Source organism: Psychroserpens sp. (assembly GCF_045105015.1).
Taxonomy (GTDB): Bacteria; Bacteroidota; Bacteroidia; order Flavobacteriales; family Flavobacteriaceae; genus Psychroserpens.
In genome coordinates, this window is the sequence record NZ_JBGCCX010000125.1 from 1 (window position 1) to 13,147 (window position 13,147).

The following is a 13,147-nucleotide window of genomic DNA, read 5'->3' on the forward strand; positions in this document are numbered from 1 at the left end:
CTAATTGTTGAGATAGGAGAATAGAACATCTGTACTTGATTTTCTAGTCTTTTCAAATTCGTCTCTCGTACTTTTTGTTCTAATGTTCTCTTTTTGTTCCTTGAATCATTAAATAACCAGCCAATTGGCACCAATAAAATATATAATCCGATAAATATTGTCTTTACAAGCTCATAGCTAATTTCCATAATCCTTTATTTGAACTTTAAGTTTGGCTTAAAAACTTTAAAATAGGTTTTCTAAACCATCTCATTACCGTAAATGTTGGAGCCGTAGCAAAAACTAAGTTCTTGTACCAAGTTAAATCTTCGCAAAGGTTTTGGGGCGTTTTGTCTGGAATACATGTCATAAAACCTGTCTCTTCTTGTATTGCGAATGTTGTCTTAAAACACATAATAACTCCAAAGGCTACTATTACGCCCAATACCACCAGTAAGAAATAGAATATTTTCTTCTTGATTTGTAAAGACTTCTATCCTTTATTTGAACTTCTTCAAAATTCTTTTCTTAAATATTAATAATCCGATAAAAGCCAACCCGCTGATAAATGCTAAAAAGTGTAAGACTTTAATCGTTGTGCAAAGGTTAATTCCAGAAACAAGTGAAATGCAATCGGTCAATTCCTTTGTTTCGTATTTTAAACTGACCATAGAATTAAATGCCATAAATTCCAATAATGGAATTCCAGTTATCAATAAAACAAGTGTAATTATGTAAATCGCTTTTGTCAACTATTCTTTGTTTTCAGCTTGCTGCCAACGCTTTAGCGCATATATTAATCAATCCTTTATTTGAACTTTAGAGAATAAGACCTTACATAGCCTGTTCGTCTTGCTTAGTCGATTTAATTTTAGTTAACTAAAGTTCTTAATCAATGTATTTTTTCAAAATTAAATCGACCACGCCAGGTCAAACCTTCTACTTTGGCACTTTTAGAGACTTTGAAATGTACTTCAACTTCTGTAGCTATGTCAATAAATTTATTGGTGGCAAAAGGGCTTAATATATTGGTTGGAACTCCTGAAGCTTCAAAATGGAGCTGTCCATCTCGTACTACGATTTCTATAATCCAATTCGAACTTGGTCTATCTGTCCAAAGATATCTACCGGTATAATCCGCCAATTTTTTTGAAGAAACCGCTAAGATATCCATAGATTTTTGATGGTGCGTATCCCAATTATAAGTGTTAGAAATAGATTTTAACAATTCTTGAATCAATGTTCCATTATTTCCATTTGTTAGAATAACCACGGCGCTACCTTCATGTGCAAACGCATAAAAATCTACAAAAAAGCCCTCGTTTTTTCCGTCGTGGGCAAATCTTAATGCATCCCCTTCTCCTTCAATTCTCAGTCCGAGACCCCAATTGTTTGAGCCTTTAGTGAGCATCATTTCTACAGTTTCTTTTTTCAATAATCCATTTTCTTTGCCTGCTATTATTTTTTGAATTTCAATACAATATCTTTTGAAGTAGACCATAAACCACCAGCTGCTGTTTCAGGATAATTATGCCAATCACCAACTACAACTTCACCAGCGTTATTATGCGCAGAACTCACATTTTTATATCTATCTCTGTCCAAAGGTTGTTGGAAAGTACTGTTAGTCATATTTAAAGGAGTAAGAACTTCATTATCCATGTAAGTGGCAAAAGGCGTACCTGTAACATCTTCTATAAGCTTTTGTAGTATTACATAGCCGCCGCCAGAATAGCGCCATGCTTTACCAGGTGTATTGTCTACGGTTACTCTACGCGAATTTCCTTCTCCGTTAAGAACTTCTATAGTGGTAGGGAAATTTTCTGATTGAGCATAGCCATCAAATCCATGACCACTAATTCCAGCAGTATGAGATAGCAACCTTCTTACTGTTACTTTTTCTTTTTTAGTAAACTCATTTTCTGAAATTTGCCAGCCTTTTAAATAGTTGTTTACATCATCATCTAAATGTATTTTTCTATTTTCAACTAATTTTAAGATGCCCAAAGCTGTAAATGGTTTTGTTACCGAAGCGGCCTGAAACAAAGTTTGTTCATTTACTAGACCTTCTTTTTCTGTTGTTCGTTTGCCATATCCTTTGGCCCAATGAAGTTTGCCATCTCGAACGACAGCGATGCTGAGTCCAGGAATGTTGTGATGTTTCATTCGCTCCATTATGTTGAACTTAACGACTGGTTGATCGTTTACAAGTATTGGAGGTAAAAGACTGTTTTCAAAAGTTTTAATTTCTTTTTGTATGTTTTGCGCACTCATTGTATTACATGTCAAACAAGAAATTGGGATTAGTAACATTGTGCAAATAAATAGTATCAGGGTTTTTTTTGCTTTCATGACTAGTTGTTATGTTTAGTGAATATTACGGGGGCTGTATCTAGATTTATCGCTACACTGTTTATGCCTTTACTTTCTGTATTTTCTTGAAAAACAAAATTCATGAAATTCCAGTAGGTTAATGGAATCTGAGTGGAATGGTGGTCAATAAATGTATTTTCTCCAGTGTATTCTAACCGAAATTTTGTTAGCGGAAACTCTGCAAAAAGAGTTTGGTCTGTTAATGAGATTGTAAATTCACCAAACCCGGGATGCGTATAGGTGCCTATTAAGTCAGATAATTTATAAGAGGGCCTATTCTCTGAATCTTGTATTGTTGGTGTATCTACTGGTTCTATTGTAAATGTTTGCCCAAATCTGGTTGCTAAGTTATTTTCTGTAAGGGTTGGATATAAACGTTCAACAATGCGATTATTAATCTTTGAGGACAGCGTTGTAGTTGTTTGATTTGACAAAACCACAATACCAAGTTTTTCTTCTGGATACATAACTACATTAGAAACATAACCAGAGGTGCCTCCAGAATGCTCTACACGTTTATAGCCTTTGTGATTCCAGTTTCCCCAACCATACCCATAATATCTCGCAACGGGATTTAGGCTGTCTCTTGGATTATCAGGTAATTTGTTTAAAAAATCTGTTGCAGATTTCACATATTTTGTTGAGAGTATTTGTTTGTTTTCAAAAGCCCCTTCGTTAAGCCATAATTGCATCCACTTTGACATATCATGAACAGAGCTATAAATTGAACCACCCGCTGCTCTTGTAGACATGTCTTCCTGCAATACTCTGCTTGGGGTAATACTATCTACTGCATAGCCATGAGAGAAATTTTTGTTTTTTGATGCTGGTTTCCAACCTACATAGGTATTGTTCATTTCCAAGGGGTTAAATATTTTTTGTTGCCAATTGTCTTCCAGACTGATACCAGAAGCTTTTTCTGCAACCATTCCGGCTACAGAGTACATTAAATTATTATAAATCCAACCTTTGTCTACCCCAGTAGCTGGTTTGATATGTTTTATTCTAGGAATTAACTCGTATTTGTTTGGTGTGATAAATAAAATTGCCATAGACTCTGATGGCCTACTATTTACTCCAGTACTATGCGTTAAAAGATTCTTAATCTGAATAGAATCATTCATTCCTTGATTAAAAAACTCAAGGTTTTGTATATATTTTGCGGGTTTTTCTGAAAATTTAAGCTTACCCTCATCTTGTAATATTCCTAATACACTTGCGGTAAATGCTTTGGTGCATGATCCAATACCAAAAACAGTATGTTCGTTTACAGGAAGTTTGTTTTCATAATCACGATATCCAAAGCCTTTGGAATATATCGTTTTTCCATCTTTCACAACGGCAACTGCTACTCCTGCAGCGTGATGTTCCGCTATGAGGGTTTCAATTTCTGAATCTAAGCCGTCAAAGTTCTTTTGCGTGTTTCGTTTTTCTTGTGCACAAGCACTTATACAAAAAAGCAATGCTGTTAAAAGTGATATATATAGTATATTTTTCATAATATTTAGATTTAAAATTGGTTAATAGCTTCGTTAATTTCGTTTTCTCTTTTGGAAAAACTTTTATGAATAATTTTCCATTTGTTTTCCAATTTCAGTAACAGTAAATAGTCTGTAAAAGTTAAGTTTCTTCTCGGCATTTTAATTTCAATTTTCGCCATAGCTGCGTCACCTTCTTGATCTATTGAAATAATTTTCCCTTTTCTATCGTTTATTACACCAGGTTTTATATTACTGATGTAATGCTTTCCAGACCAGATTTCTAATTCGTTATTTTTAACAAAATAGAGGTTAAAGTCTTCATGAAAAGCCTTTTTTAAACGTTCGGGTTGACCATTTGCAGTACCTTCAATATAATGATTGAGTACTGTAGTAATTTGCTCATTTTCAGTTTGTGAATACACTGTAATGGTAAAAAACAGTGTTGCTAGTAAGAGATTTATTTTGCACATAATTATTTTTTTTTGTGCAAGATCAAAAAATAGTAATTGCTAGAGGTTTCTTATTATAATATAGAAGTTCGGATTTATAAAACCGAATTAATTTCCCTGCTTTCTATAGGCTGAAGGTGTGATTCCAACTAGGCTTTTAAAGGTTGTGAAGAAAGTTGATTTAGAATTGAAACCACTTTCATAACCAATGGCCTCTATCGTATAATTGTCATTAGAATGCAGAAGTCTTTTAGCTTCTTCAATCCTATACTCGTTTATGAATAAAGAAAATGACTTACCTAAATTGTCATTTAAATATTGGGATAGGGTATGTGGAGATGTTTTAAATGCCAAAGCTATATCTGCCAGTTTTAGGTTAGCATCTTTAAAAAGTTCTTTGTCTTGGATGAGATGTAGCTTATTAGAAATTTCGTCTATAACAACAAGATTAATTTCTTTGTTTTTATAGCGTATTTTCTCATCAAAAAATAGAGTTGTTTTTTTTCTTTGGAAAATTAAAACTAAAATCACAAGGTATAATATGAATGAAAATGATAAAGCGCCTACGATATACGAAGTGAATGAACCCACAAAATAACCTATCCAAATAAAAGTAGTACCGAAAAATATACTAGAAAGCCACAGGTCTTTATCCGTAAATTTCTCAGAACTACTAAAGAACTTTTTAAAGACGGGTTTTAAAACTAACCCTGAAAATATAATGTAAGTAAGCCATTGTAAGTATATTACTCTCACAAAATAAGTAGTCCATAGTAACCTTTCCGACCAGTAAGGAAATGCAATTCCTATTACTGTAATAATTAGAATATATGGGAGTATGTGCAGCAGCCGGTAATTTTTTTTGGGCGCTATAAATTGAGATTGAAGGTATAGATATAGAAAAGGTCCTATTAAAAAACAAGCAGATAGACCTATTTGGATAAAAGTTTCAGATAGTCCCGAAATAAAATAAAAGAAAACAGACTTTACTATTCTAACACTCAAAACTAATAATAAGCATGCTAAAAAGTAATTTGAAGGTACTTGAGATTTCTTTGCTTTAAACGCAAAGTAAAAACTTAACAAAAAGCCATTAAAAGCACCTAATGCACTAAAAAAAAATATAAGTTGATATTCTAAATTCATATTTAATTTGTAGCTTAGGTTTAGCTCGAATGTTTAGTTATTAGTTTGAAGATAGTATATTTTTATTTTGACCAATTCAAACTGAACTTTTAGCTATGTTCGAATCTTAATCTATCCTTTATTTGAACTTTGATTTGAAGCCCTCAACTTGTTTTAAAAAACCAGCCTCGTCCTTAAAGGCAATTAAATTCCCATCTGGGTCTCTGAATTTGGCAACTTTACCCCAAGAATGTTCTTGATAATCGATTTCAATGTTCTTTTCGGAAAGCGATTCTGCCACCTCTTTGACATTTGCTACATTAATTCTTAGGCATGTAAAACTTTTGGCATATTTTGGGTCTAAATTTAAATACTCCGTTCTGTCTTCTTTCTCAACCATAATATAAGTACCATAAAAATCGAAACAGCACAGCTCATCATTTTGAAAAAGAATATTCAATTTTAAGATGTCTTTATAAAAGATAAGGCAGGCGTCATATTTTTTGACATATAATATCAATCCTGTTCTTTCTATTTTCATCCTTTATTTGAACTTTTAATAATTGGACTAGGGTTTTTCATCTTGAGGGTACAGTTATTTTTTCAGCAATATATTTCTCTATAATTTCTTTGTCCGTTTTATTTTTTAAAACCAACAAGTCGTAGTTTTTGTGAGTGCGGTATGACATAAGAAACTTATTTTACCGCTCCGATTTAGTTCCGAGTATTCAAATTTATCCGGGTCAAAATTATCGGTTATCAAATCCGTCTTCTGCGTTCGTTCCAGTATTTTTTTTAATCGAGTCATTTTACCACTTTTCTCGTTAATTTCTAATTCTGAGTAGTAAATCCAAGATGCGAATCGATAAAGTGTGTATCCGATTAAAGTCAGAAGGGCAACAAAAATTCCCATTCCAAAACCAAGCAAATAAATTAAGAAAATAAACGAGGCAGAAATCCAAACTATAAGTTCTTTCCATTTGAATGGGATTCGGTCACTCAAAGTATGAACGTCTCCATTCTTGGAAATTCTAAAATAATCTTCTCTTTCGTTCATAATTGTAACAACGTTTGAGATCTTATCCTAATTCATCCTTTATTTGAACTTAATGGGTCAATCAATGTCAAAGTCATCAGTACCCCAGTCAGATGTGTCATGAGTTTCAGATCCTGAACCTCTATTTCCTAAGACATTTAGTAAAATTAAAACTAGAACACCTACCCCTAGTGCAATTAAGGAATTTATTTGACCATTTGATAAATTCATAATCATCCTTTATTTAAACTTTTTAGTTAACTCTGTAGTGTGACGCACGATATATTCTAAAAAAACAGTATTCTGGTTATAGCTCTTACATAAATAAACTAATAGCCAATTTTTTTATTACTATTCACGATTGTTTAATTTCTTAAATATTGACCAAGTTCAGCCAACTATTAGCTTAAAGTTTACAACCGAATATCATCAAAAACCAGCAATACGTACAATAAAATTAACTAATGTATACAAATTAACATACGTAAAATGGTATAGGGCACTAATTTTAGATTCGAAGAAAAAATCCCCAAATCGATTAGTAAACAAGATCTCCCAATTCTAATCGGAATTCCCTCATCCCTCGAAGTCAGAAATATACTGACAAGATTCTTAATTCAAAACGGAAGTCTGCAACTTCTGGTAAACAAATAATTTTTTATCAAAAATAAAACAGCTACCATGAAAAACTTATCAAAAGGGAGTCAGGATCCAGTATCTAGTAAAAGTGAAATTGTTGTCAGTTTTATTAATAATTCGAGTTCTACGGAAGAAATAGGGGACATGCTAACAAATTCAAAGGAACTTCCAGAAAAATACAACTTGGCCAAGAAATTACTCGAGAAAAGAGACAAAATAGGAGGTTTTACTGAAATCGGACAACTGCAAGGAATCATCGGAAAGGAGCGAGAGGTGTTATCTTTGTTCAGCCCTATTTTTGAAAATATACCTTTTCCAATAGACGACGAAAAATTACAACATGTTATGTGGGCGCACGGATCAAGTGTAGTTGTACAGAATCCCAAAGCATTTAGTAGTGTATCCAATAAGAGAAATGGTACTAGGCTAACCGGCACCATGGATCGTATTTCAGAGTCTTTCATACATTGTCCAATTCCCACACCCACGTATGCATCAGGCTCAGGTTTGTCATTGGGTTCAGTGATGGTATTATGGAGGACTTCCTTATCAACAACCTCAGAAGGTCCTTTTGTAAATGTATTACATAACGAAATATGGGAAGGAAATCAACTCATTGCCACCAACCCGCCTTTCAATTTAACCTATTTATCCAACGGTTACATTTTGGCTAAGTTTTTTATAAACTCAAGGCGTAAGATAAACTTCGGCCTAAACGCTTCATTTAAGCAGGAAATATATGAAGGTTTTGGTTCTTTTGAGGGATGGGCAGAGTACGCCTCGATAGGAGCAGAATTTGTTACTCGTAATGGAAATATTTTTCTTCCTAACGAAATGTAAAAAGATAAATAGTAAGCGGTATTTTTCTTAATTACATTCATCCTTTATTTGAACTTTTAAAGTTTAGCACCAATGTCTTGGCTACCTACTATGGCCATTATTTCAACACTCCCGTTCTCAACTCTAAAATAGATATTGTCCGCCTTATAAGGGCATCTGCGATAGCCCAATTTAATGTAATCTAAAGCCTGATAATGTTCTGGATTAAATGAAATCAATTCGAACTGCTCAAATAACGCATGGAAATATTTTTCTGCTTGAACCTCCCCAAATTGAATAACCCCATATCGATAGATACGAATCAAATCATCTTTGGCTTCATTACTTAATCTGTAGTTGGCCATTAAGAATCTTGCTTTTTGGCTTGTCGCAAAATTTCAGAAGCGGTCAATTCAGTAAAACCACCTTGCTCAGCTTTAATGAGCTTAGCACGGATCCAATCTATTTCTCTTTGTTTTTCTCTTTCTCTACGAATAAGGTCATTTACAACTTCACTCTTGCTCGAATATTCTTCGCTGTCCACTAATGATCTCAACCAATCATCATTTGGTCTTGTTAAGGAAATACTTTGTCTTGCCATAATTATAATGTCTGTTATTGATGTAAATATACATCATAATAACACCAAAAACGAATCAATATTGCAATAATTAGTAATTTAATTGCATCCTTTATTTGAACTTTGTTCTTTGAAATATTATTCAATCATTCTAGTTTTAGGTTCATCGGGAAGCTTAACACTATATTCTCTATTATTCTTAAAAGCATCGAATCTTAGAAACCACATTCCAATTCCGGCCGATCCTTGCATTAAGCCAGTTTGCGCTGCTATCTCGGTAGTGTCCCTCCTATTTTCGGCATGAACCCATTTCATTTGGTTATTTTCTGTACTCGAATTGGCTATAATCTGTGTGGTCATTTGATTAGAAAAGTTTAGATATTCATCATTTCCAAACGTATTATAAAGCCATAGATAGTGTTCGGCTACACCCGTGGAACCACAGCACTTCCCTACATTATTCCAAAAACCAGGTAATTGTTGGGTAGTGATTTCCTCCTGCATCAAACTATTTGCCGATAATAATATCTTATCTAACCACTTTTCGTTTCCTGTCGATTTATAAAGTGAATAGTACAGCTTACTAGTACCTGCTGGGCCATGACACCAGCTCAAATAATATAATTCTTCACCGCCAGGTATATGATGAGAAATATACCCCTTGTCATTTGACAATTCATTTAAAGTATTACCAGCCTTTAAAGCTGCATTTAAAAACTTTTTATTTTTAGTTCTTAAATAGGTTTCCGAGAGAAAGTAGGACACCCCTGCAGTACCGTGAGAAAAGTTATCCATATATTTTGAATGACTAGACGATATTTTCCAACGAAAACCACCAAGGGTGTCAACAGCATTGTCAATTAAACCCTCTGCGACTAAAATTGCCAGACTATCTGCCTTTTTATAATTAAATTCATCGCTAATGTCATAAAGAAAAAGACCAATACCTGCACTCCCGCTTATGATGTCATTAACTTTGCCCCAATGAATACCATTGGGAGAGCTTTCTGACGAAGATTCTAGAAGCTCAACTATCTTAATAACTGCGTTCTTGTATTTGGAATCATTTGTTATCTTATATAATTCTTTTAGCGTAAAACCGATACCAGAAAGACCAGTATAAAGGCCAGGTTTAACATAAGGTATGTTATCTATTAAAAAGTCCGCTCCTGACTCCGCCTCTTTCAAATATTCCTTGTTATTGGTAGCTTGATAAAGTTCTAAATAAAAAAGAATAACTCCGGGAGTACCATTATACAATGCTAAACGACCTATAGATTCAAGGCTATCAGGCATAACTTTCCAAGTTGTTCCATATGGTGAAGAATATTTAGCTTTCTGAATGTAATTTTCGGTTTTCATCGCTAGTGAAACCCAATCTGTAGATGAAACCTCCTTTACTGTTTTGTCTGAGCAGCTGTTACTAACTATGCATGTCACTAGGAGCAAAAATGCTAAGTAAATGATTTTATTTTTTAACTCCATTGGATTATTTTAAGATTGCCGAACTATTTTTGTTAAGCCCATAATTAATCAAGCCATCCTTTATTTGAACTTTGGTTTATTTACAGTCTGATTGAACTTTTTTGTTTTTCCATTGAATCCAATACTCCTGTAAACCCTCTGGTGTTGTTTTCAATTCACTTATATGCAACACTTGTCCTTCCATCAAAACGTCTTTGAGTTCCTCTTTTCTTCTTGCTAAGGCGGGTTTATGATTCCATCCGCCGACATGATCAAAGGATGTATATGCACTACATTTGTCTTTGACTTTTTCAAAAGGAATTTTGAGTTCGTACGCTACAATGCCGGAACCCATACCAACTGTTGACATTTTTATTTTCGAAAAATCAACCTTAGAATATTCTCCTAAGTTGTAAAGTTCCTTCAATTTATTTCCAACCTTCCCTGACATCTTATTTGAAAATTGATGTGCAATATCCGAACTCCCAACAAATTCAGGACCTCGATAAAGTCCTTCACAACCATCACCATTACAATCTACGGTATCAGAAACTTTAATTTTAGCATTCATTATAGAATCAAACTCCTTATGTTGAGCCTCTTTTAATGAGTCAATCTTAGCAAGGTCTGTTGAATCAATTGTCTTAGAAACTTTATAAACATTTCTTATGCTTTTTTCAAGTGAATCACCGATTCCTTTTGAAATTCGTTTTGCTATAAAAAACAAGCCAATTAAGATAGAGACAATAACTAGTGCTATGATTTTTATAGATTTCAATTGCTTTCTATATGAATTTATTATCCTTTATTTGAACTTTACGATTTAGACTTCATCTGAAATAATTCTGGGTTTCTTATATAAGCAGCGAATACTGTTGACATAAGAATTAGAATTACAAGTTCAGAGGGCTTTCCTTTATACATATGAATTAACACGATAAAAACCATATACAAGGTTAGCATAGCTGTACCTATAATCATAGTTTTATTATACAAGAAAAGAGCTACACCTATTAAAATAAAAAGTCCAGCGGTAATCATTACTGCACTACTTTCTACGACTTTTCCAGTTTGGTTGTGATTAATTAATTTGTCCAAAGCATTAGGAATATAGAATAGTACTATTGCTACTGAAGGCAACCATATTAATATTGTTCGAAGAATTTTATTTGCTTTCATTCTTTAGCTTTTGGTTTACCAACAATAATTTATCCTTTATTTGAACTTTGGGTTTAGCTTAGTTAAGCTAAAAAAAATTAAAAATAGCCCTCAACTGTAATACTAAGAAAACTAACATAAGAAATGAAAATAAAAAAACATCCTTTCTAATATCTTTAAACTCTTTACCTTTTTTAAGTATTTGTTTTTGGAAATCTTTGGATAAAAGTATAACAATGCATGTTGTAAAAGCAAATGTAATTGGCGGTAGCCACGCCCATCCAAAATCTGGGTTATCGTAATTTCTTAAAATCTCAATTATGATGGGTATAAATAACAGATTCCAAATGACAAAAGCCGCAATCACATAATTTTTCTTGTAGGGTAATTTGTCAAAATATCTCTTAATCATTTACTATCCTTTATTTGAACTATGGTGGAATATATTTATGACCCTACATTTTATTAAAAATTCAATGCCTAAATTATTATATTACTCCACTGGAAATGTTAAAATTTCAGTAGTTCATCGAAATCATAAGTTTATCAAAAATAAGATAAATTTAGGTACGTTATATCCTACAATTTATTGCAAGACTAAATTAAAGATAGTGATATTATGATGTCCCCCATCAACGATGTAACCATAATCAGAGAACTTAGAATAGGAGATAATCTACCACCACAGGCAGTTGAAAAAAATGGTTGGCCCGAGGATGCTTTTTATGTAAAGTGTATCTCTACTACATTGATTGTTTCAAAAACCTACTTTCAAGATGTTTTCAAAAAATTAAAAAAAGGAGATACGTTTAAGGCCGTAATCCGCAAACATGACGATAACAGATTGTCTCACTTCAAATATTTTCTGAGTATAGATAAAGGAGTGCTTTAATAGCAGGTAATGATAAAGTGATATATTTTCTCATCCTTTATTTGAACTTTTAATTTTCGGATTGGTCAAGGATAAAAGTATTTAAATCTTCTTTTAAATTTACTTTCCCAATAACTTCTGCAAAATTGTAATTTAAAAGTTCATTTTTACATTCTATCGCCAAGTAGAGTTCCGCACTCTTTAGGTCATAACCTTTTAACATTGGGTAGTTGTAGCTAAATGAATCCCCTAATTCGGTTAGGTCGTAACTTAAAGTTCTTATTTCTCCTGATTTCCATGGGTTTTCAAATGAAATATCCTCTCGAAAAACACAGTTGTATTCAACAATTTCTATTTTTTTAGCTAATTCAATCTGTAAAAAGCTACCAAATTGTGGGTATTGATCTAATTCGATAACATAACCAGAGGCTTCCGTAATATCATTATCAGTCATATTTTTTATCTCAACGACGAAACCAGAATATACAAGTGTATTCTCTTTATCATTTTTAAAGCCAAACACACCTTTATCTTTAACCTTATGGATAGTAAAATGTTTTTCTTTTTCCTGATTACAGGAAACGAAAATCAATAAAAAACCTAAAATAAATAAATGTCGAATCATCCTTTTATTGAACTTTTATATTATTAAGCTCAAGATAATATTTAGCCCTAAGCTCTTTCAACTTATCCTCAATACTGGTATCAAAATTATCGGGAAAGGTCTTTTGGTCTGTTATTAATTCTTTAAGACCAAAATCTGTATATAGTCTATGACGAACTTCAAATTCATACACATGTTCAATGAACTTTAAAAAGCTATTGGGAAATTTTTCTTCATCCACTAGATGCGCATTATTTTCAATAATATCAATGACTTTATTATTCAATGGTATGAGATAATTGTCGGTAATATAATCGTGAATCCTCCAATGTACTTTCTCCATTTTAGCAACGTCAATTCTAGTTAAATCGGACATCTCCTTTGGCATATTTGAGTGGTAAAACTTATGTACCGCTCTGCATTGAGTTCTAATTGTTGAGATAGGAGAATAGAACATCTGTACTTGATTTTCTAGTCTTTTCAAATTCGTCTCTCGTACTTTTTGTTCTAATGTTCTCTTTTTGTTCCTTGAATCATTAAATAACCAGCCAATTGGCACCAATAAAATA

General features: G+C 32.9%; 17 protein-coding genes. 1 reads left to right on the plus strand and 16 read right to left on the minus strand.

Annotated features, from left to right (window positions below; all coding sequences use genetic code 11):
* The 9 genes from AB8B90_RS09310 to AB8B90_RS09350 all read right to left on the minus strand — a co-directional run.
* The coding region (locus AB8B90_RS09310) for a hypothetical protein (protein ID WP_405336081.1) at positions 1-188 on the minus strand (188 nt) is incomplete at its 3' end.
* A 17-nt stretch (positions 189-205) separates the two neighbouring features.
* Positions 206-424, minus strand: coding sequence for a hypothetical protein (locus AB8B90_RS09315; RefSeq protein WP_405336084.1), 219 nt, complete (start codon positions 422-424; stop codon positions 206-208).
* A 447-nt stretch (positions 425-871) separates the two neighbouring features.
* Positions 872-1,480: a DUF3471 domain-containing protein gene (locus tag AB8B90_RS09320; RefSeq protein WP_405336086.1), complete on the minus strand. Its 609-nt coding sequence runs from the start codon at positions 1,478-1,480 to the stop codon at positions 872-874.
* Positions 1,438-2,331 carry a serine hydrolase domain-containing protein gene (locus AB8B90_RS09325; RefSeq protein WP_405336089.1) on the minus strand — a complete coding sequence of 298 codons (894 nt, stop codon included), beginning with the start codon at positions 2,329-2,331 and terminating at the stop codon, positions 1,438-1,440. Before AB8B90_RS09325 ends, AB8B90_RS09320 begins: the two co-directional genes overlap by 43 nt.
* Before the next feature lie 2 nt (positions 2,332-2,333).
* Positions 2,334-3,851 carry a serine hydrolase gene (locus AB8B90_RS09330; RefSeq protein WP_405336092.1) on the minus strand — a complete coding sequence of 506 codons (1,518 nt, stop codon included), beginning with the start codon at positions 3,849-3,851 and terminating at the stop codon, positions 2,334-2,336.
* A gap of 11 nt (positions 3,852-3,862) precedes the next feature.
* The gene (locus AB8B90_RS09335) at positions 3,863-4,303 is read right to left on the minus strand and encodes a nuclear transport factor 2 family protein (RefSeq protein ID WP_405336095.1); all 441 of its coding nucleotides are present in this window, start codon (positions 4,301-4,303) and stop codon (positions 3,863-3,865) included.
* Between the two features lie 87 nt (positions 4,304-4,390).
* Entirely contained in the window at positions 4,391-5,428 is a 1,038-nt protein-coding gene (locus AB8B90_RS09340; RefSeq protein ID WP_405336097.1) for a helix-turn-helix domain-containing protein, read from the minus strand.
* A gap of 118 nt (positions 5,429-5,546) precedes the next feature.
* Positions 5,547-5,948, minus strand: coding sequence for a VOC family protein (locus AB8B90_RS09345; protein ID WP_405336100.1), 402 nt, complete (start codon positions 5,946-5,948; stop codon positions 5,547-5,549).
* A 105-nt stretch (positions 5,949-6,053) separates the two neighbouring features.
* Positions 6,054-6,464, minus strand: a complete 411-nt coding sequence (locus AB8B90_RS09350) for a hypothetical protein (protein WP_405336103.1) — start codon at positions 6,462-6,464, stop codon at positions 6,054-6,056.
* A 660-nt stretch (positions 6,465-7,124) separates the two neighbouring features.
* Between AB8B90_RS09350 and AB8B90_RS09355 the strand changes: the two genes are divergently transcribed.
* Positions 7,125-7,922, plus strand: a complete 798-nt coding sequence (locus AB8B90_RS09355) for a hypothetical protein (RefSeq protein WP_405336106.1) — start codon at positions 7,125-7,127, stop codon at positions 7,920-7,922.
* A gap of 56 nt (positions 7,923-7,978) precedes the next feature.
* Here the strand turns inward: AB8B90_RS09355 and AB8B90_RS09360 are convergent, their stop codons facing one another.
* The 7 genes from AB8B90_RS09360 to AB8B90_RS09390 all read right to left on the minus strand — a co-directional run.
* Positions 7,979-8,266, minus strand: a complete 288-nt coding sequence (locus tag AB8B90_RS09360) for a type II toxin-antitoxin system RelE/ParE family toxin (protein WP_405336109.1) — start codon at positions 8,264-8,266, stop codon at positions 7,979-7,981.
* Entirely contained in the window at positions 8,266-8,502 is a 237-nt protein-coding gene (locus AB8B90_RS09365) for a type II toxin-antitoxin system ParD family antitoxin (protein ID WP_405336112.1), read from the minus strand. Before AB8B90_RS09365 ends, AB8B90_RS09360 begins: the two co-directional genes overlap by 1 nt.
* Before the next feature lie 117 nt (positions 8,503-8,619).
* Positions 8,620-9,966: a lanthionine synthetase LanC family protein gene (locus tag AB8B90_RS09370; protein WP_405336115.1), complete on the minus strand. Its 1,347-nt coding sequence runs from the start codon at positions 9,964-9,966 to the stop codon at positions 8,620-8,622.
* A gap of 76 nt (positions 9,967-10,042) precedes the next feature.
* On the minus strand, positions 10,043-10,723 hold the full coding sequence (locus AB8B90_RS09375) for a hypothetical protein (protein WP_405336118.1): 681 nt from the start codon (positions 10,721-10,723) through the stop codon (positions 10,043-10,045).
* Positions 10,724-10,761: 38 nt separating this feature from the next.
* Complete coding sequence (locus tag AB8B90_RS09380) at positions 10,762-11,124, minus strand: hypothetical protein (protein ID WP_405336121.1); 363 nt, start codon at positions 11,122-11,124, stop codon at positions 10,762-10,764.
* 920 nt (positions 11,125-12,044) lie between these two features.
* The gene (locus AB8B90_RS09385) at positions 12,045-12,599 is read right to left on the minus strand and encodes a hypothetical protein (RefSeq protein ID WP_405336123.1); all 555 of its coding nucleotides are present in this window, start codon (positions 12,597-12,599) and stop codon (positions 12,045-12,047) included.
* A 4-nt stretch (positions 12,600-12,603) separates the two neighbouring features.
* Positions 12,604-13,147: hypothetical protein (locus AB8B90_RS09390; RefSeq protein WP_405336125.1), on the minus strand; the 544-nt coding region annotated here is incomplete at its 5' end.

Excerpts from the sequence above, each read along its gene's own strand:
- AB8B90_RS09320 (WP_405336086.1), bottom strand. The coding sequence starts at position 1,480 with ATGGTCTACTTCAAAAGATATTGTATTGAAATTCAAAAAATAATAGCA.
- AB8B90_RS09325 (WP_405336089.1), bottom strand. The coding sequence starts at position 2,331 with ATGAAAGCAAAAAAAACCCTGATACTATTTATTTGCACAATGTTACTA.
- AB8B90_RS09330 (WP_405336092.1), bottom strand. The coding sequence starts at position 3,851 with ATGAAAAATATACTATATATATCACTTTTAACAGCATTGCTTTTTTGT.
- AB8B90_RS09335 (WP_405336095.1), bottom strand. The coding sequence starts at position 4,303 with ATGTGCAAAATAAATCTCTTACTAGCAACACTGTTTTTTACCATTACA.
- AB8B90_RS09340 (WP_405336097.1), bottom strand. The coding sequence starts at position 5,428 with ATGAATTTAGAATATCAACTTATATTTTTTTTTAGTGCATTAGGTGCT.
- AB8B90_RS09345 (WP_405336100.1), bottom strand. The coding sequence starts at position 5,948 with ATGAAAATAGAAAGAACAGGATTGATATTATATGTCAAAAAATATGAC.
- AB8B90_RS09350 (WP_405336103.1), bottom strand. The coding sequence starts at position 6,464 with ATGAACGAAAGAGAAGATTATTTTAGAATTTCCAAGAATGGAGACGTT.
- AB8B90_RS09355 (WP_405336106.1), top strand. The coding sequence starts at position 7,125 with ATGAAAAACTTATCAAAAGGGAGTCAGGATCCAGTATCTAGTAAAAGT.
- AB8B90_RS09360 (WP_405336109.1), bottom strand. The coding sequence starts at position 8,266 with ATGGCCAACTACAGATTAAGTAATGAAGCCAAAGATGATTTGATTCGT.
- AB8B90_RS09365 (WP_405336112.1), bottom strand. The coding sequence starts at position 8,502 with ATGGCAAGACAAAGTATTTCCTTAACAAGACCAAATGATGATTGGTTG.
- AB8B90_RS09370 (WP_405336115.1), bottom strand. The coding sequence starts at position 9,966 with ATGGAGTTAAAAAATAAAATCATTTACTTAGCATTTTTGCTCCTAGTG.
- AB8B90_RS09380 (WP_405336121.1), bottom strand. The coding sequence starts at position 11,124 with ATGAAAGCAAATAAAATTCTTCGAACAATATTAATATGGTTGCCTTCA.
- AB8B90_RS09385 (WP_405336123.1), bottom strand. The coding sequence starts at position 12,599 with ATGATTCGACATTTATTTATTTTAGGTTTTTTATTGATTTTCGTTTCC.